Annotated in this window: 13 protein-coding genes and 1 pseudogene; 13 read left to right on the forward strand and 1 reads right to left on the reverse strand. The window is 53.9% G+C overall.

Annotation, left to right across the window (positions count from 1 at the left end):
* From CF651_RS17790 to CF651_RS33275, 3 genes and pseudogenes are all read left to right on the forward strand, one after another.
* Nucleotides 1-90 (forward strand): annotated as a pseudogene (locus CF651_RS17790) (tRNA-binding protein); the annotation flags it as partial.
* 229 nt (nt 91-319) lie between these two features.
* A complete protein-coding gene (locus CF651_RS17795; protein WP_094016216.1) occupies nt 320-799 on the forward strand; it encodes a MerR family transcriptional regulator in 480 nt (159 codons plus the stop codon).
* Between the two features lie 20 nt (nt 800-819).
* The gene (locus CF651_RS33275) at nt 820-1,692 is read left to right on the forward strand and encodes an SRPBCC family protein (protein WP_094016217.1); all 873 of its coding nucleotides are present in this window, start codon (nt 820-822) and stop codon (nt 1,690-1,692) included.
* Nucleotides 1,693-1,829: 137 nt separating this feature from the next.
* Here the strand turns inward: CF651_RS33275 and CF651_RS17805 are convergent, their stop codons facing one another.
* Entirely contained in the window at nt 1,830-2,384 is a 555-nt protein-coding gene (locus tag CF651_RS17805; protein ID WP_094016218.1) for a DoxX family protein, read from the reverse strand.
* Between the two features lie 329 nt (nt 2,385-2,713).
* On the opposite strand from CF651_RS17805, the gene CF651_RS17810 reads away from it, so the two are divergent.
* The 10 genes from CF651_RS17810 to CF651_RS17855 all read left to right on the forward strand — a co-directional run bounded on the left by CF651_RS17810 (nt 2,714) and on the right by CF651_RS17855 (nt 18,647).
* Complete coding sequence (locus tag CF651_RS17810) at nt 2,714-3,286, forward strand: type VI secretion system tube protein Hcp (RefSeq protein ID WP_094016219.1); 573 nt, start codon at nt 2,714-2,716, stop codon at nt 3,284-3,286.
* Between the two features lie 12 nt (nt 3,287-3,298).
* Complete coding sequence (locus tag CF651_RS17815; RefSeq protein ID WP_094016220.1) at nt 3,299-7,255, forward strand: S-layer homology domain-containing protein; 3,957 nt, start codon at nt 3,299-3,301, stop codon at nt 7,253-7,255.
* A gap of 313 nt (nt 7,256-7,568) precedes the next feature.
* A complete protein-coding gene (locus tag CF651_RS17820) occupies nt 7,569-8,339 on the forward strand; it encodes a class I SAM-dependent methyltransferase (RefSeq protein ID WP_094016221.1) in 771 nt (256 codons plus the stop codon).
* Nucleotides 8,340-8,545: 206 nt separating this feature from the next.
* Entirely contained in the window at nt 8,546-10,387 is a 1,842-nt protein-coding gene (locus CF651_RS17825) for a sigma-54-dependent Fis family transcriptional regulator (protein WP_179232861.1), read from the forward strand.
* A 106-nt stretch (nt 10,388-10,493) separates the two neighbouring features.
* On the forward strand, nt 10,494-11,816 hold the full coding sequence (locus tag CF651_RS17830) for a four-carbon acid sugar kinase family protein (protein WP_179232862.1): 1,323 nt from the start codon (nt 10,494-10,496) through the stop codon (nt 11,814-11,816).
* Nucleotides 11,809-12,801 carry a 4-hydroxythreonine-4-phosphate dehydrogenase PdxA gene (gene pdxA, locus CF651_RS17835; protein ID WP_179232863.1) on the forward strand — a complete coding sequence of 331 codons (993 nt, stop codon included), beginning with the start codon at nt 11,809-11,811 and terminating at the stop codon, nt 12,799-12,801. Before CF651_RS17830 ends, pdxA begins: the two co-directional genes overlap by 8 nt.
* Before the next feature lie 337 nt (nt 12,802-13,138).
* On the forward strand, nt 13,139-13,660 hold the full coding sequence (locus tag CF651_RS17840) for a TetR/AcrR family transcriptional regulator (RefSeq protein WP_094016225.1): 522 nt from the start codon (nt 13,139-13,141) through the stop codon (nt 13,658-13,660).
* A gap of 557 nt (nt 13,661-14,217) precedes the next feature.
* Nucleotides 14,218-15,993, forward strand: a complete 1,776-nt coding sequence (locus CF651_RS17845; RefSeq protein WP_245856015.1) for a cache domain-containing sensor histidine kinase — start codon at nt 14,218-14,220, stop codon at nt 15,991-15,993.
* A 100-nt stretch (nt 15,994-16,093) separates the two neighbouring features.
* The gene (locus tag CF651_RS17850; RefSeq protein ID WP_245856016.1) at nt 16,094-17,467 is read left to right on the forward strand and encodes an ABC transporter substrate-binding protein; all 1,374 of its coding nucleotides are present in this window, start codon (nt 16,094-16,096) and stop codon (nt 17,465-17,467) included.
* A gap of 4 nt (nt 17,468-17,471) precedes the next feature.
* Entirely contained in the window at nt 17,472-18,647 is a 1,176-nt protein-coding gene (locus tag CF651_RS17855) for a response regulator transcription factor (RefSeq protein WP_094016228.1), read from the forward strand.
* The last annotated feature ends 55 nt before the right edge of the window (nt 18,648-18,702 follow it).

Here is an 18,702-nt window from a genome sequence, read left to right on the forward strand (position 1 = left end):
GTATTAGTTTTGGGAGGAGTCCCGGAAAAAGGAGATGTGATTCTATTAAAGCCGGATACTGAAATGCCTAATGGTACTCCTATTGCGTAAAAATAAGGATCTACGGCGATGCTTTTGTAAGTCTCCAGTAATAGCTGGAGACTTATTGGTATATACAGCTCCGCCCTGGACAGCTCATTTTATCCCCTCAATCTTTCGCTTTTTAAATCATACCTGTCCCTCTAAAAAGAAATTTTCCTTCCCTCTTGCACATTACGTAACGTCATGTTTTATACTAAAGACACCGGTAAACAGCTAGCGTCAAAGAAAGGAGTGGGTTATGCAGCAGCATTGGAAAGTGGGGGACCTTGCCAAATGGACCGGACTTACCGTCCGCACCCTGCGCTTCTACGATCAGATCGGCTTATTCTCACCGTCAGCGCATACCGAGACCGGCCATCGGTTGTATAATGAAGCCGACATCAAACGGCTGCATCAAATCTTGTCTCTCAAAGATTTAGGCCTATCGCTTGAAGAAATTCAATCAGTGCTTAAAGGGCATAACTATACCCCGTCTGATCTCGTGAATATTCAGATTGAACGAGTCCGGGAAAATATAAAAACCCAACAGAAGCTTCTGGCTGAACTCGAACGCGTGGCAGAGCGAATGAACCGGCAGGATCCTCTTTCAACGGATGCATTTATTTCATTACTGGAATCGATGAAGCAAAGTCACGAAAAGTATATTATTGAACACCGGTTGAACTGGGAGCGCCGCTTTGATCTGCTTGGGGGTTTTCTAAACGATCAGTTGACATGAGCTATGGGGAGGATAAATTTATGAAACAGCGATTTACGACGCACGCTACATTCCAAATTGAGCGTACATACCTTGCAACTCCGGAACGTGTGTTTGCGGCATGGTCGGAGCCGAGCGCCAAGGCGCGTTGGTTCCAGCCTGCCGAGGTATTCGACTTTCGCGTCGGCGGACGAGAAATGAGCCAAGGAGGTCCCCCGGGCGGACCTGTCTATACATTCGAGGCTTATTACCAGGAAATCGTGCCCAATGAACGTCTGGTATACACCTATAGTCTGGACCAAGGAGAAAGCCGGATGTCTGTATCCATCTCAACCATTGAAATCATGCCGACCCGCGATGGTGTCAAACTGACATATACGGAGCAGGGGACGTTTTTCGACGGCCATGATACGCCCGAGCAGCGCGAGCAGGGAACGAAGGAAATGCTGGATCTTCTCGGAAAATCTCTTGGGGAAAGCAATGCAGATGCTTTCGAGCTCGTATCGCGCCGGAAGCTCAATGCTCCCCGGGATTTGGTATACAGGGCTTGGACAGAGCCGGAGCTGCTCGCCCAGTGGTGGGGACCTAACGGCTTCACGAATACGTTCCACGCGTTCGATTTGAGACCTGGAGGCGTCTGGGAATATACGATGCATAGTCCGGATGGAGCCGACTTTCCGAACCGCAGCGTGTTTCATGAAATCGGGCCCGAAGGGATTGTGCTGCGGCACGAATCCAGACCTCACTTTATTCTGACCTCAACCTTCGAGGAGGCGGACGGGGGGACGGAGATTACTTTCCGGCAGACTTTCGAAACAGAGGAAGAATACAGCAAGCTTAAACCCATTTGCGAAGAAGCGAATGAACAAAATTTGGACAGACTCGGCTCGCTCTTGAGAACGATAGTTCAATAAAAACAGTAAAAAGGATCCGCCGCGGCGGATCCTTTTTGGATAGAGGAAGTAGCAGTTTCTCCTCCTTCGTCTACCTTGTTCAACGCATGCCGGCTTGCAAGACGGCGATGCCGTTTATCCTCATTGTTGTTTGCTAGTTAAACATGTGCCGCCTTATGAGCTGTACCCGTTCCTGCTGTGCGGTTCGTGTCGTCATGTTTATGGGTGAACCGTGCGAATTGTTTGTGCAGGTACGGCATCAGGTAGTAGTCCAAACCGAATCGGCCGGTGTTTGCGCCTGCCATGAACAGGATCCCACCGATAAGAACGAACCAAGGATTCGTGCTTACGGTACCTGCGAACATGAACATGAAGTTCATGAGAAGACCGAAGAAGGCTGCTGCGGTAGTCAACACACCAAGAATTAAACCAAGACCAACCAAGAATTCGCCGAGTGGAATCATGAAGTTAATTATTTTAACATTCGGCAGAGCAAAGTGTTGTATGAATGCGGTGAAGGTCGGATAAACAAGCTCATTGGTTGCTTTGTCGATGATCGGCTTCGTGACTGCGTTATTTAGGAAGCCTTCTGCAGTGAATCCGCCGGTTAGCTTTTGCCATCCGTGAGTAAGCCATTCATATCCGAAATACAATCTGACGAAAAGCAGGATGCCTGCTGCATATTTATTTTCTCTGAGCCATGTTCCTAACATGATAATCATCTCCTGAAATTATATTGGTGAAAACTTTCACATAGTGTGTTAAAAAATTACGGTTTATTTGGTTCAGCTAAGAGCGGGATCGTTTTTGTGTTTTCATAGGATATCTTCCTTTCGTCTTACAATGTTTGCTTCCTTTCTACACCCTTAATGTACCATGTACGAAAGCATTGGTATGTGATTAAAATCACAAGGTGTAAAAATATTGTTGGCCAGGGGTTATTTTTTAAACCAGTTTTAAACTGGGTTGATTATATTTTAACAGCATTTCTATGTAGAAATATCTATAAAAGCTTCTATCTACGAATCTGGGAGAGTGTGAAATGATGAAAAGAGGGAAATTATTCATTGCAATTGTTTTACTGATCATTTGTATGGGAGGTGTAAGGTCGGGGGTAACTGCGGCGCCTGTGGAGAGAAGCTCTCATGTTTTGCTGCAAATTCCGAACATTCAGGGGGAATCTACCGTGGCCGGTTATACCAGCTGGATTGAATTGTCGGAAGCGGAGTTTTCCAGCCAAATACCTTTGGTTATTCAGGGTGGATCCAGAGCAGCGGTAAGCTTCCCAAAGGAAGACGATATTTCGATCACCAGACAGGTGGACACCGCCAGCGGTGCGATTTTTAGAAAACATCTGATGTCCATAAATGCTGGAAGCTCCTCGAATCCATATCAAGATTGGGTCATCGTATTTCTGAATGATAGTGGAGTCCCTTATCTGAAATATACCTTAAAGGAGCCTATCATCAATAGTTACAAAATAAACAATAAGGCGCGCTTCGCCCCTGAGGAAACCTTCTCCATTAATTATACAGGGATTACTGCTACAACATGGGACAGTCGCGGTATACCGTCATCCATCAGTTATGATATAGCTGCCCAAAAGATTTATTAAGCAGGAATCTCGATGATAAAGAAGATAACCCATATCGCCATTCTCTTTCTTTGTATTTTGATTCTTATGCCTTTAATCACAAAAGTCAATGCCTCCGCAAGCGATTGGGGAGCGCCGGGAAACCAGCCGGGCGATTTCTATCATCCTATGGGACTGGATGTCGATGTTCAGAGTAACGTCTATGTGGCGGATACGCAAAATCACCGCATTCAAATATTTGATGCCAATGGAAGCTTACAGAGCACATGGGGAACAGAAGGGATCGGTGCAGGGGAGCTTTCTTCACCGGCAGATCTTGCGCTTAGTGTAACCGGGTATGTCTATATAGCAGATACGGGTAACGATCGCATTCAGGTGTTTCATGCCGACGGTACCTTTGTTGAAAGCTTGGGGGGGAACGGCTCGGGCGAGGGGGAGTTTTTACATCCGTCTTCCATTGCTGTAGATGATTCGACAGGGAAGCTGTATGTTGCCGATTCCGGGAATGATCGGATTCAAATTCTCGGTGCCGGTGGTTTTGAACGCAGCTGGGGGAGCCGTGGCTTCGGGCCTGGAGAACTCCTGAATCCGAGCGGTATAGCTTTAGCTCCGGATGGTACGGTGTATGTGGCGGATACCGGCAATCATCGTGTGCAGCAATTTACAGCTGATGGTGTATTCCTCCGAAGCTGGGGACGTGCGGGAATGGGAACGGTGGAATTCGCATCCCCTGCCGGTATTGCAGCGGATCCTTACGGTCACGTCTATGTTGCCGACACCGGCAATCACCGTGTGCAGCAGTTCAGTGCCCAAGGGGATTTCCTTCAATCCTGGGGCGAGGCAGGGGCCGATAAATCGTTCGGCGCCCCTTCAGGCGTGGCAGCAGTATCGGACGGGCTAGTGTATGTGACGGATACGAGCCTGCACCGGATTCAAACACTACGCATCGATTACCCTCCTGAAGCTAGCGGGGTGAGGGTAAGCGGTTCCCCGACAGTCGGACAAGCCGTGTATGGCGAATATCAGTTCAATGATCAGGATGGGGATTTGGAAGGCCGCTCCGCTTATCGTTGGTACCGGTCAACGGATGCTGCAGGCAGTGGCGCCGCAGCGATTGCAGGAGCTATGGGGACAACGTACACTTTGCAGCCGGAAGACGAAGGGTTGTATATTGCCTTTGAGGTCACACCGGTGTCTGATCGCGGGGCCATGCAGGGGAAGGCAGCAAGAAGCTCTTTCATCATTGGTCCGGTAACTCAAGCCGCTAACCAGTCTCCGATTCGAGGCTATGAGCTTGCGGACCAGACCATGATGGCGAATGACCCAACGCTTTCTATAGATGTGCATGATTGGTTTACCGACCCGGATAGCGATACGTTAACTTGGTCGGTTCAGGTCGATTCTCCTGAAGTGGCGGATGTTGGTTTGGATGGAACGACATTGTGGTTAAAACCGAAGACCGGAGGAAGCGCGGTCGTAACGGTTACGGTATCAGACGGAAAAGGCGGTACAGCGGATGACCGCTTTATCGTTACAGTTATTCCGGCACCGTCAATCAACAACCCTCCGCAGGATCTTCATTTGTCGCCAACCCCGTTGCTGGAAGGGGCCGGCATCGGCACGATGGCGGGAAGGCTGCTGGCGTTTGATCCCGAGGGGGACACCTTGTCGTACTTGCTGATAGCAGGCAATGGCGATGACGATAACGGAACCTTCCGGATCGAGGAGGGAAACAAGCTTGTAACAGCGGAGGCCCTCACGAAGAAAAGCTATTCGATTCGGGTTGGCGTTAGCGACGGCAGGGCATCCGTGGAGCAAGTGTTCACGATCACGGTAACCCATGTGGATCGTTCGGCTCCGGTCATTGAGCTTCTAGGCGGAGCAACAGTCACGCTGCAGGTTGGGGAAACATTTGTGGACCCTGGCGTCATGGCGACAGATGATTCCGATGGGAATCTGACATCCCAAGTCGTTGTCGGTGGCGATCGTGTCGACACAAGTAAGGCAGGGACGTACTTGGTAACCTATAACGTAATCGACACAGCCGGAAATGCAGCGAGAGAAGTCACAAGAACGGTCATTGTAGAGGCTGCAGATACGCTGGCAGGACCACACAATTTGACCGCCGCCGATGGGAACCGTCAGGCTGCTCTGAACTGGGATACGGTAACGGGGGCGACTTATTACAATATTTATATGGCCAACACTCCTGGTCCATTTGTCCAAGGTGCTGTTGGGACCGCAACGGGCAACACATATACCGTTCCTCATCTGACGAACGGAACGACCTATTACTTCGTCGTTAAAGCAGGGTATCCGGGAGGCCTCAGTGAGGCATCGAATACAGTAAGCGTAACTCCCGCAACAGTTCCCGCGGCACCGGCGAATGTGACGGCCGTTTCGGGAGACGGGCAAGCCACCATCTCCTTTACGGCACCCGCGGACAACGGCGGCAGCGCGATTACAGGGTATGAGGTGACCGATGCTACGGGTGACGTAGCTTGGAGCGGAACGGAAAACCCAATGATAATTGATGGGTTGCGCAATGGTGTGAGCTATACATTTACCGTGAGAGCGCAGAATAGAATGGGAAGCAGCGCACCGTCGGCCTTCTCCAACACCGTCATTCCCAGCTCCCAGTCAAGTGGCGACAAAATAACATTGCAAAGTTTAATGCTCGCCAATGGAACCTTGTTACCAGCCTTCCAATCCTCTATCACGGATTATAAGGTAACGGTGGCTAACCTTGTTTATGCAACGACGATCACAGCTTCAGTGTATGACCCCAATTCGAAGCTGACAATCAACGGTCAGGCTGTAATGAGCGGGGCGGGATATCCGATAAACCTGAGCGTGGGGGATAATGAAATCGTTCTGGAGGTAACGGCCCCGGATGGAGTCACGAAAGGGATATACACGGTCGATGTTAAGCGTCTGCCTAGTGCAAACAGCATGCTGGCTGCTCTAAATGTATCTGAGGGTGATCTTAGCCCGGGCTTCTCAAGCGGCACCTTGCATTACGCAGTTACCGTCCCGAACGGGGTGAGCCGTACAACTGTAACGTCCCTGGTTTATGATCCGGCAGCAACCCTATGGATGAATGGGATCAAGCTGGAGAGCGGGAAGGCTTCGGCACCGATCGAGCTTCAAGCAGGTACAAGCACGGTTACGGTTACGGTCGTTGCCCAAGACGGCGTGACAAAAACGAACTATACGATTACCGTGACTCGATTGGCACATCACCCCAAAACGGGTACTGCTGGGCCATTGCCATCGCAGACAACGGGGGAAACCGGGCCGGGCGGTACAGCACCCATCCAGACAAGCTCAACAAAAACGGTAACTTTTGACCCAAGTGATCCCGGATCCGTTATGAACATGAAAAAGACGCTTGAAGAGGCGTTCCAGGCAGCCCGGCTCCGTCCGGCGGCACAATTTAATGACGTTGCAAAGCATTGGGCAAACGAAAGCATTAAGCTATTTGCTAAGTTAGGCGTTCTCAACGGCTATAGCGATGGAAGCTTCAAGCCGGATGGGCTGATTACCCGCGGTGAGTTTTCAACCATAATTGTAAAAATCTTTGCGCTTAACAGGAGTACGGAGACCCCAGTGCAATTTACGGATATGACCAACCATTGGGCGAAAGACTCGATTGACATTTTGGCCTCGAATCAAATGATTCATGGCTATGAGGACGGATCCTTTAAACCGGACCGAGCGATGACCCGTGCGGAAATGGTTGCATTGATGACCCGCATCATCCATATGAATGCTGTTCGGGAGACGGGCAGCACGAATTTCACGGATATTAACAGCTCCTGGGCCAAAGAACAGATTCAAGCTGCAGCCCGAGCGGGAATTGTTGTTGGGGAAAGTCATCAAGAGTTTGCACCGGATAGAAACACGACCCGGGCCGAAGCCATTACAGTCATTCTCCGATCCTTGGAGATGAACTCAGAAATAGCGGCTTTACTCCAAAGCTTGCAGTAAGGCAGAAACAGTCCAAACTTTCCCGGTTTGGACTGTTTTGCGCTGCATCGTTTGATAACAATCATGGTGTGGGTTGACCGCCGTCATGCCATGCAACGCCATGCAACACCAGGACCGCACCCGCTGGAGCTTACGGAAGGTACGATCGACGATACAAACATGGGGGTACACACCTTGTTGCTGCGAGACAGCTGAATGCGTTAATGGTGGATACAGACCTATTTACATACTCAGCGAAACGCTGTATGCTGAAGTTACCATTTCACTATTTGAAAACCAATTTCATTAAATGAAACAATTGGAGGGGATAGCGATGGATATTAAAGAGCAGGTCAGGCTGCAGTTCGGAGCGAATGCGGCCCATTACGCAAACAGCCCTTTGCATGCGCAGGGCGATGACCTCAAGCTGCTGGCGGCCTGGGTGAAGCAGGAGCAGCCGGCCCATGCGCTTGATATTGCCACAGGGGGAGGCCATGCCTCGCTCGTATTGGCGGAGCATGCGGGTCAGCTGACGGCGCTTGATATGACGGCGGAGATGCTGAAGCAGACCGAAGCGCTCTTAAAGGCCCGGGGCTACGATAAGGTGCGCTACGTGCAGGGGGACGCGGAAGCGCTCGGCTTTGCTGCGGAGACGTTCGATCTGGTGGCGTGCCGGATCGCGGCCCATCATTTTCCGCACCCGGAGGCATTCATACAAGAATCGGCCCGCGTGCTGCAGCCCGGAGGCAGCTTCCTGCTGCTCGATAACGTCGCCCCCGAATCAGATCCACTGGACGCCCTATACAACGAGATCGAGAAGAAGCGGGACCCGAGCCATTACCGGGCATGGAAGAAAACGGAGTGGATTCGCAGGGTAGAGCTGGCGGGACTGCGGGTGGAGCAGCTCCTTCAATCCCGCAAAACGTTCGTATTTCAAGCCTGGTGCGAACGGATGAACGTGCCTGTCCTGATCCGGGATGAGCTGGAGGCTTATATATCGGGCTGGCCGCAGGAGCAGCAGGAGCAGCTTGGCGTAACAGTAGAGGACGGCCGTCTGATCAGCTTTCAGGGCGACTATATGCTGCTTAAAGCGCGTAAGGCTTAGAGGTTATCACATAGAGAGCTCATTTTCCCTGGCGGGTATTTTCCCTGCCGGGTTTTTGCAATTGGCTGCAAAACTCCCCTGTTGTTGTAATAAAGAGCAATTCGTTGATTAGACCTCGTGAACCTGCCGATATTACCCTTGCGTTCGTGTATACTGGATAGAAAATGATCTATTCTGCAACAAAATGGATGATTCGGAGGCTGTTTATGAAAATACGCGTATTAGCTATTGCGCCCTATCCCGGCTTAAAGGATGTGCTGCTCGACGTTGCGGGACAGGATGAGGCGATTCAAATGGATGTGGAGGTCGCGGACCTGCACGAGGCGGTTCCGTTAGTTCAGCATGCACAACGGCAAGGGTACGACATGATTGTCAGCAGGGGCGGGACGGCCACCTTGATTCGTGAGCATGTGAAGGTGCCGGTCGTCGATATACCAGTGTCCGGGTATGACATTTTGCGGGTCCTCACGCTGATCAAAAACACGCATGCGAAGGTCGCTATTATCGGGTTCCCCTCCATCTGCCGGGGAGTTGCCGAAGTATCGAGCCTGCTCGGTCTGGATATTCCCTCCTTTGCGGTGGAGCATGAATCCGAGGTGACGCATGCGCTGGAGCAAGCATTCGAGTTCGGCGCCGAAATTGTGCTCGGCGATATGGTGACCATCCGCAACGCGCAAGCGATGGGATATCGCGGGATTTTGATCACCTCAGGCAAGGAATCGGTCGCGGATATGCTGGGTGAAGTCCATAGAGTGTATGAGGTGCACAGCAAAGGGCAGGAAAAGGTCCGCTTCTATCAGCAGCTGCTTGATACGGATGCCCGGGGCATCGTCGTGATGGATGAAGCGAGACGGATTCAGTACGTGAATCGGACGGTTTGCCATATTCTGAGACAAGCCGAGGAGGCGCTTCTGGGTCAAAATATGATGCTGTCTTCCCCGGCATTGGCGAATGTGATCAAGCAGGCCGGGGAAAGCCGGCAATCCTCCGAAACAGAACATTATGTGCATCTGTTCGATGAGCAGTATAAGGTCAGCGTCATTCCGCGGGAAACGGAGGGCCGTGCGGAGTATCTGGTCTACCTGGAGTCGCTGGCCAAGTGGCGGAGCGAGCGGCGGTTTGAAGCCTTTATTCCCTCGCGCCTGGCCACCTTCGCACAGCTGGCGGGTTCAAGCCCGACCCTGCAAAAGACGGTGCACCGCGCCAAAAAATTCGCCGAATCGGATCGCAATATCTGGATTTCGGGGGAGCGGGGAAGCGGCAAGCTTAAGTTCGCCCAAGCAATTCATTCCGCAAGCCAGCGGCAGCAGGAAGGCTTCTATATAATTTCCTGCGATGAAATGACGGAGGAGCAGATGTACCGGCTTGTCTTTGGAACGGCACAGGCTCCGGGACTGCTGCAGGGTGGCTACGCAGGGACGCTGTATTTGAACCGGGCGGATCGGCTGAGCCCCCAGGCGCAAGAAAGCATCCTGCAGCTGCTTCGCGGCAGCAGAAATTTCCGCTGCATCGCTTCCTCTTCCATCGCTATGAACAAGCTGGCGCAGCGCGGGGACTATCATCCGGATCTGATTTATAAAATTGGCGAGCTGCACCTCAGCGTTCCGCCGCTGCGCGAGCATTTGGAGGATCTGGAGGAGCTGATCCGAGGGTTGATCGCCGAACACAATTCCCAATCGGGCAAGCAAATCGTAGGGATGCGCGAAACCGTGCTCGAGCGGCTGACGCAGTATGACTGGCCCGGCAATCTGCCTGAGTTCGAAAGCCTGATTCAAGAAATGCTGATGATGACCAAAGGGCATTATACGGAATGGGAGGAAGTGCAGGACGTGTGGGAACGGTTAGTTCAACATGCAGGCACTTCCGGTACCGCAGCGGTTTACGCGCAAATCGATCTTAGCGGAACGTATGAAGAAATTGAGGAGCGCATTTTATGGCAGGTATTGCAGGAGGAAGGAATGAATCAATCCAAAGCCTGTAAAAGGCTCGGCATCAATCGTTCGACCTTATGGAGAAAAATGAACAAAATGTTGAAAAATAAAACATAATCGGCGTTGAGTCCCGACGGAATGAGTTGTTATAATGCAGAGGCAAAGCTCAAATGAACCCGAGTTGTTGCAAAATAAAACATGCATTATGGAGGGAGACGACGGATTGCTGCGGTTGGCTATTATTGCGGACGATTTAACAGGGGCTTCCGATTCGGGGGTTCAAGTGGCGAGAAGAGGGCTTCCGGCGCAGGTTGTTTTCGATTGGAAGGGACTGGCGGAGCCATCCGCCTCGCAGGGAACCTTAGTCATAGATACGGACAGCCGAGCCGTGCCCGGCAGCCTGGCCTACAGCCGAGTCCGGGCTGCGGCTGCGTCCTTACAGGCGCAGGGCTGCCGGTTTATATATAAAAAGATGGATTCCACGCTGCGCGGGAACCTGGGTCAGGAGATCGATGCGGTACTGGATGTGTACGGCTTCGGGGCTGCGCTGGTCGTTCCGGCTTTTCCGAGAATCGGCAGGACAACGGTCGGCGGCATCCATTATTTGAATGGTGTCCCTATTCATGAGACGGAGATCGGCAGGGATCCGAAAACGCCTGTGCCTGAAGCGGAGATCACGAAGCTGTTGGCTGCTCAATCGCGCAGAAAGGCAGCCAGCGTTCAGCTGGACGCGATCCGCGGTGGACAGGAAGCGTTGGAGACAGCGATTGAACAGGCGTTGAGCGCGGGTGCCGAGTTGATTGTGCTGGATGCCGAAACCGATCAGGACATTCAAAGCCTGGCTGCGCTCATTCCCCGCTATGGGGAGCGGTTTTTATGGGCGGGCTCTGCCGGACTGGCGGAATATTTGCCATTGGGCTCGGAGGAGGAGAAGGAGGAGGAGCGGCTGGGAGAGCGGCCGTCGCCCAGCCTGAGCGGCAGGCTGCCGGTCATGCTGGTGGCGGGCAGTATCTCGCGTGTGACGCGGGCTCAACTGCAGAAGGTCAACGAGCAGCAGGGCATCGTCCCTGTCGAGCTCGATCCATTGGCGCTGCTGACCGCGCCGGGGCAGGCGGCAGACGAGAAGACGCGCTGCTACCATGCGCTCTCCGGGGCGCTGAGGGCCGGGGCGGACGTATCCTTCTATGCAGGCTCCTCGCCGGAGCAGGTGCAGCAGGCGCAGCACCTCGGCGCCGGCCAGGGGATGGGCGCCTCCAGCGTCTCCGACGCGATTGCCGATGCGCTGGGGGAAGTAGCGGCGAAGCTTGCCGCCGCCCACCCGCTGCAGGGGCTGGTGCTGACCGGAGGCGACACGGCCAAAGCGGTGTGCCGCCATTTAGGCGTCAGCGGCATTGAGCTTATGGCTGAAGTGGAGCCGGGCATTCCGCTCGGAAGGCTCATCGGCGCGGGACATCTCCCGGCGGTGACCAAAGCGGGGGCTTTCGGCCAAACGGAGTCACTTTTGCGTGCAATGTACATATTGAAGGGGGAGCTTGGACATGAGTAGACCGATCATTGGCATTACTATGGGAGACGGCGCGGGGGTAGGACCTGAGATTATTATGAAGGTGCTGGACGATGCGGCGCTGTACGAGAGCAGCCGACCGTTCGTTATCGGCGATGCGCTGCTGCTGGAAAGAGCCGCGCAGGTGGTGGGCAGCGGATTGAAGGTGCGGACCCTGACGTCATCGAAGGATGCCCGATTCGAGCACGGCGTGGTGGATTGTCTGGACTTGAACCTGCTTCCGGCGGATTTGCCGTTCGGTGCCGTGAGCCCGGAGGCGGGGCATGCCGCCTTCATGTACTTGCAGCAAGCGATCGAGCTGGCTAACAACGGGGAGATTGACGCGATCTGCACAGCCCCGCTCAATAAAGAAGCGCTGCACAAGGGAGGCCATATTTATCCGGGCCATACGGAAATTTTGGCGGAGCTGACAGGGACGAAGGACTATTCCATGATGCTGTCCGCACCGAAGCTGAAGGTGATTCATGTCACGACACATGTCGGGATTATAGATGCCGTCAAGCAAATCAACCCGGACCGGGTGTATAAGGTGATCCGTCTGGCTCATGAAACGCTGCAAAAAGCGGGCATCGCCGCACCGAAAATTGCCGTATGCGGCATTAATCCGCATGCGGGAGAGAACGGCTTGTTCGGCTATGGCGAAGAGGAAGAGAAGGTCATTCCCGGCGTGGAACGCGCCCGCCAGGAAGGGATTCAAGCCGTCGGTCCGCTGCCGGCGGACACGTTGTTTTTCCGCGCGACGCGGGGGGATTTCGACATCGTGGTAGCGATGTATCATGATCAGGGGCACGGCCCGATCAAGGTGCTCGGTCTGGAATCCGGCGTGAACATTACGGTCGGTCTGCCGATCATCCGTACCAGCGTCGATCACGGTACCGCCTTCGACATTGCAGGCAAAGGGATTGCCGATGAGCAGAGCATGAAGGAAGCGTTAAAGCAGGCGATGGAGCTTGCGCCGAAGCGTTAAGTTGGCTTGGCTTGGGCTGCTGTTAGCCGCAATCAAGGTGGCTGTAAATTGGTGCGGGGGGCTTCGCTCTACGGCCGGCACAAACGATACACAGGGAAGCCGTCTCCCCGTCAAGGGGAGGCCCTAGACAATCTAGCGGAGTGAATGGAGTCATTTTGTAGAAGCGATTGAAAGTATGATCCGTACATGCAGCCCAAGCTTTTTCAGCAGCCTCCTTCAAGAGGCGGCTTTTTTTGCATAGGCCAAAAAACAGTTGCAAAAAATAACAGCATCGAATACAATAGCCACGTGAGTAACTATGATTGGTCAATCAATAAAAGAAAGGGGGTAGGACCTTATGGCAAAAGTGAATCAAGCCTCGGCCAGCCGGCGTACCGATATCGTCTCCGCGGCCATTGAAGTTTTTGCGGAAATCGGATATTTCCGAGCTACGACTGCTCAAGTCGCGGAGCGGGCTGCCATTTCGCAGCCGTACGTTTATCGATTCTTTACCAAAGAATCGCTGCTGGTGGAGGCGCTGGAGGTATCGTGGCAGCGGATTATGCAAGCCTTTCAACGGGTCATCGAGACCTCCTCATCCGAGCTGCTGGAAATCGGCTTTATTCGGGCTTACGAGGAAATTATGCAATCCCACCGCAGTGAAATTTTGCTGCAGATGCAAGCTCAGACGATTGCGGACCCGCCGGTTCGGGACGTTATGCAGCAGGGGATGAACGAGGTCAAACAGCTGGTGCTGCACGCTTTTGAAGAAGCAGGTATAGAGAATGCGGCGGACAGAACGTCCGATTTCCTGGCAAGGGGCTTGCTGTGCAACGTATCGATGGCTTTGGATATGCCGGATCTGATGGTCAAGAGATAAGTTTTTGTGAGCTATATGAATGGATTGATCAATAAGGATTGAAATCGATGAAGCAGAGCTTCGACGGCACGGTCGACCAGCTGGAAGCCTGCCGGGTCAAGGTGTGAAGTTTTTTTCAACACATACGTTTTGGTAAATGACGGATAGGGCTTTTGAACGATGCCACTTACGGGCAAGCGCAGTATGGCTGCGGGCTTGGGGGTGGTTTTTTCCTGTTATGGGCCGGGAAAGCTATTTCTCGAACAAGGCTGGGACTGGTAAAGCTGCAAGCGGCAGCCGTCAGCTTGTTGTTGGAACGGCACGGCTCCGGGCCCGCTGGAGGGCGGCTATGCAGAGGCGTAGTGTTTCAACCGGGCGATCGTCGGTGTTTTTGTCGGGTAGATGGAGATATTGTCGAATGGTGTTGGTTCTTAGTCCTTTGGGCATATTTTCCATTTGGGCAGGAAGGTGAAATTACATTGGAGTAGAATTATGAAACAAAGCGTAACGTGATGAAAGTGAGGTGAATTGCGCTGCGACGGCGACCGATCCCTATTTTTATACAGCTGCTGGCCGGGATGTTTCTTATTGCCGCTCTGGCCATTGCGCTTACGAATTGGTTTAACTACCGGCAAACGTCCCAGATTGTGTTGAACCGAACGGCGGACTACAATCAGGAATCGGTGGATCAGCTGTCGGCCAAAATCGACGTGCTGCTGCGCCAGTACGATCAGGCTTCCCAAATGATTGCTTTCGACGAAAAGGTACAGGCTGTATTGGCGGACCCGACGGCCAAGCCGGGAGGGCAAATGCAGGTGGAGCTAAACCGGTACTTGGCTGAAAAAATCCGCTACATTGCAGGAGATATGCTGCTTCACTTGTTCGGTCAAAATGGTAACGCTTACATTTCTAACGAATCATTACAGCTGTTTTGGCGTCAGGCCGATGATGTCAGTGCGGTAAGCTGGCATGCCAAGATGGAGGAAATGGACGGCCATATGCTGTGGGTGTACGGTCCGGCTTGGCGCGACGGGGAAATCCCGGCCATAATCGGTGCCCGCAAGCTGAAGGATTCCCGTCGGCTGACGGTCCTGGGTGAGGAGTTCGTCGTATTCCCGGTAGAGAAAATCAACCGGATGATCGGCGAAACCGGGCAGCGGATCGAACGGAAGGTGCAGGTGATGGATTCCATCGGCAATATTGTGTATTCGACGGAGCCCCGGGAGATCGGGACGGCAGCGGATCAAGGGCTATTTGCCAAGTTCGGGGGCAATGCGCACCCGTTCTTCGAATGGACGACCCGCGAGGATCGGCAGCGGATGCTGGTCGCATACGCCAAATCGACTTATAGCGGCTGGACGACGATCGCCTATTTCAAGCCGGAAGCCGTGTTCAGCGACGCTTCGCAAATGTGGGCTCAGGCTCTCCTCACGATGGTTGCGGGAATCGGGATTGCACTTACGCTCGTGGCGTACTTTACATGGACGTTGACGAAGCCGATCCGGCAGCTGGCCGACGGAATGAACCGGATCCGCAAGGCGGGCATGAAGCCGTTCGACCGGCCTTTTGCAAGCCGGGAGATCGCTTTGCTGTATTCCAATTATAATGCGATGGTCCAGGAGCTGGAGGAGGTCGTACAGCGGCTTTCGGAGCAGCAGATCAGCGCCCAGCGTGCAGAGCTGGTGGCGTTGAAAGCACAATTTCGGCCGCATTTTTTGTACAATTCCTTGAATCTGATTTATTGGACGATTGAGGACGAGCGTCCGGAGAAGGCGCAGGAGATGACGCTCGCTCTAAGTGAGCTGCTCCGCTACAGCGTCCACCCCTCTACCGATTTTGTCACGCTGGGCGAGGATTTGGCGCAGCTGGACCGGTATTTGCTGCTGCAGCGGGCTCGTTTCGGTGACCAATTCAGCGTCAACATGGAGGTGGAGGAAGGCCTGGAGCGGCAGCGCGTCATCCGGCTGGTGCTGCAGCCGTTGGTGGAGAATGCGTTCCACCACGGGCTGGAGCAGAAGAAGGAGGGCGATTGGCAGATCCGTGTCCGGATCGTAAGACACGGCGACAACATCTTGTGCTCGGTCGAGGATAACGGCGTAGGGATGACACCCGCAGAGCTGCGTTTTCTAGAAGCCTCGATCCATCAGGATCAAGTATTCGAGAAGAAGGGAAACGGCATCGGCTTAAGCAATTTGCATAGGCAGCTGCAGGCGTTCTTCGGAAAGGGGCACGGGATCCGGCTGCTGCCAAGCCCGCTGGGAGGACTGCAGGTCGTGCTGTCGCTGCCGCTGCTGGAAACGGAGCAGCAAAGCCCTCTGAATGCGGGGGAGAAGGGGGAGGATGGCGCTGCATAAAGGAAGATTGCGGAGGGACACAAGGACGCCGGCAGGCAGTACACCCAGTGAGGATAGGACCCTTGGCAGACCGGGGAGGGCTCGAGCTCGGAAGGTCTGCTTGAACAACCTAATCGATTGGAGGCCGAAGGATGAAGACAGCGGCTTCACCAAGCGCTGGAACCGGTGTGATTATGGGAGGAACAAGCATCGCCTGCACGTCTGGAAGCGCTGGCGCCTGCTCGCGCTTCTGGTTTCACTCACCCTGCTGCTAGGCGCCTGCTCGCCTGAGCTTGCGCTGCCCGGCGTGCAGAGCAAGTCCCGGCCAGGTACAACGCTGCGCATTTGGCTGTGGCCGGGCAGCGGCCTGGAGCCGCTGTTAAAACAGTACGCGGCGGCACACCCCGAAGTGGATGTGGAGAGCGTCACCTTTCAGTACGACGATGTGGTGCCAAGTGTCATGACAGCGTTGGCGACGAAGGGCGACGCTCCCGACCTGGTGCTGCTGGAGGCATCGCAGCTGAATCAGCTCAAGCGGTTCCAGAAGCAGTTCTACAATCTGTACGATTACGGAGATGAGAAGGTCCACTATCTGGAGTGGAAATGGAGGCAGGCCGAGAGCAAGGACTCCGGCTTCCTGTATGCGATGCCGGTGAATATCGGGCCTGTGGCGTTGGCCTACCGCCGGGACCTGTTCCAGGCTGCCGAATTGCCGATAGAACGGGAAATGGTCGCCGCGCTTCTGAAGAATTGGGACGATATGGAGCGGGTCGGCATCGAGCTTAGGCTGAGAACGGGAGCTTCCTTGTTCGATAATTTGACCAACGTCTTCCAAAGCTACCTGAACCAATACGATGGTCAGTATGTGACGCCGGTGGACCACGACTTGAGCCCAAGGGTCAAGGAGGCGTGGGACCGGTCCGTCCGGTTCCAGCGGCTCGGGCTCAGCGCGGGCCTGCCGTCGCAAACCTCAGCCTGGGCGGCAGGGGCGGTTAACGGAAAATTCGCCGTCGTGCTGGCGCCCTCATGGCTGCATGGATTGATGAAGAAGAACGCTCCCGCCACAGCAGGAAAATGGGACCTGACACGGGCTCCGGGCTTGCCGTCCAACTTGACGGGAACCTATTTGGCGCTGCCGCGGACGGGTCGGACCCCCCAGGCCGCTTACGCGTTAGCCCGCTGGCTGACGGCTCCGCCGCAGCAGCTGGACAGCTTTATAAGCAGCGGCAATTTCCCGTCGACGCCGGAATCGTACTCCTCGGCCGAGTTTCTGCGAGTGACCGATCCCTTCTTCAACGATGCGCCTGTCGGACAAATTTATTCTTATACAGCGCTCCGTTACAAAGCCGGCTACGATGATTATGACTACACGGATATCGAGAGGATCATCCGCGACGGGCTTCGGCGGGTCGAATCCGACGGTGCCGATCCGAATGCAGTCTGGCAAGCGATCGTCCGGCAGTTTGAAGCCCGCAAGCAAGAGGAGGGAGGATAATCTGATGTTTACCGTGCTCGTTGTTGATGATGAGATGAATGTGCGTCTGCCGGTGTGCAGAACATTGTCCCGGTTTGAAGGGGTGGCGGAGGTGCTGGATGCCTCCAACGGGTCGGAGGCGATAGAGCTCTTGAAGGAGCGGCAGATCCACCTTGTCATTACCGATATCCGCATGCCGGCCATAGACGGGTTGGAGCTGGCTGAATATGTAAGGCAGCATTCCCCGATGACGGACGTATATGTGCTGACCGGTCACGCCGAATTCGATTACGCGATGAAGGCGATGCAGCATCAGGTGGCGGCCTATCTGCTGAAGCCGCTGTCCAAGGAGAAGCTGCATGAGGTGTACAGCGAAGCCTACGGGAAGTATCGTCACCGGATGGAGTCCCAGCAGGTCCATGCGATCCGCAGCCGGGCGCTGCTGGAGAAGCGGATGCATGATTTGCTCCACGGCGTGCCGGTGCCGACCTTCGATGAAGGCTTGATTCCGGCGTATGAGACGATCCGGCTCGTATCTTTCTCAACCAAAGATTTACGCACACTGGGAGAAGCGTCTGTACGTTATTTTATAAGAGAATGTGCGCATGAATCGTTCAGCCGGCTCGGTACAGCAGCGGTATGCTTGGAGGAACGGCTCATTACCGTGGTGCTGTTCTCTGGCAAAGAGACTAGGGAGGCTTGGGAGCAGCAGGTGCAGGAGGCCTCACGATGGATGGAGGACAAGCTGCGTATTGAGGTGAAGACAGGCTATGGCGGTTGCACGCGTGACATCAGCGATCTGGGCTTAATGTACATCCGCAGCATGACAAGCCTAGGCTTCACGGAAGTGACCCGTAAGGAGACGGGCGCCTCGTTTCCACCGATTATTAAGGCGCTGCTCAGCTACATTCATACCTCTTATGCGAATGAATCTGCGAACCTGTCCGATTTTGCCCAGCAGTATCAGGCCAATGCGAATTATTTAAGCAACCTGTTCCATCAGGAGACGGGGATGACGTATACCCAGTATTTGACGCAGTACCGGCTGACGGAGGCCAAGCGCTGGCTGCGGGAAACGAACCTGAAAATTTACGAGGTCTGCGAAAAAGTGGGCTATAAAGACCCGGCGTATTTCAGCAGAATTTTCAAGACATTTATCGGTGTGGCGCCGGGAGATTACCGATCGGCCGAACATACCTGAGAAGAATCCAAGAAATCGAAGATTCGTTATCTATACGTGCGATACCCGGTTACCT

Source organism: Paenibacillus rigui, assembly GCF_002234615.1.
Taxonomy (GTDB): domain Bacteria; phylum Bacillota; class Bacilli; order Paenibacillales; family NBRC-103111; genus Paenibacillus_S; species Paenibacillus_S rigui.

Coding starts and splice junctions, on each gene's coding strand:
- pdxA (WP_179232863.1), top strand. CDS start 11,809: ATGAGTAGACCGATCATTGGCATTACTATGGGAGACGGCGCGGGGGTA.
- CF651_RS17855 (WP_094016228.1), top strand. CDS start 17,472: ATGTTTACCGTGCTCGTTGTTGATGATGAGATGAATGTGCGTCTGCCG.
- CF651_RS17805 (WP_094016218.1), bottom strand. CDS start 2,384: ATGTTAGGAACATGGCTCAGAGAAAATAAATATGCAGCAGGCATCCTG.
- CF651_RS17810 (WP_094016219.1), top strand. CDS start 2,714: ATGATGAAAAGAGGGAAATTATTCATTGCAATTGTTTTACTGATCATT.
- CF651_RS17845 (WP_245856015.1), top strand. CDS start 14,218: ATGTTTCTTATTGCCGCTCTGGCCATTGCGCTTACGAATTGGTTTAAC.
- CF651_RS33275 (WP_094016217.1), top strand. CDS start 820: ATGAAACAGCGATTTACGACGCACGCTACATTCCAAATTGAGCGTACA.
- CF651_RS17795 (WP_094016216.1), top strand. CDS start 320: ATGCAGCAGCATTGGAAAGTGGGGGACCTTGCCAAATGGACCGGACTT.
- CF651_RS17820 (WP_094016221.1), top strand. CDS start 7,569: ATGGATATTAAAGAGCAGGTCAGGCTGCAGTTCGGAGCGAATGCGGCC.
- CF651_RS17815 (WP_094016220.1), top strand. CDS start 3,299: ATGATAAAGAAGATAACCCATATCGCCATTCTCTTTCTTTGTATTTTG.
- CF651_RS17840 (WP_094016225.1), top strand. CDS start 13,139: ATGGCAAAAGTGAATCAAGCCTCGGCCAGCCGGCGTACCGATATCGTC.
- CF651_RS17825 (WP_179232861.1), top strand. CDS start 8,546: ATGAAAATACGCGTATTAGCTATTGCGCCCTATCCCGGCTTAAAGGAT.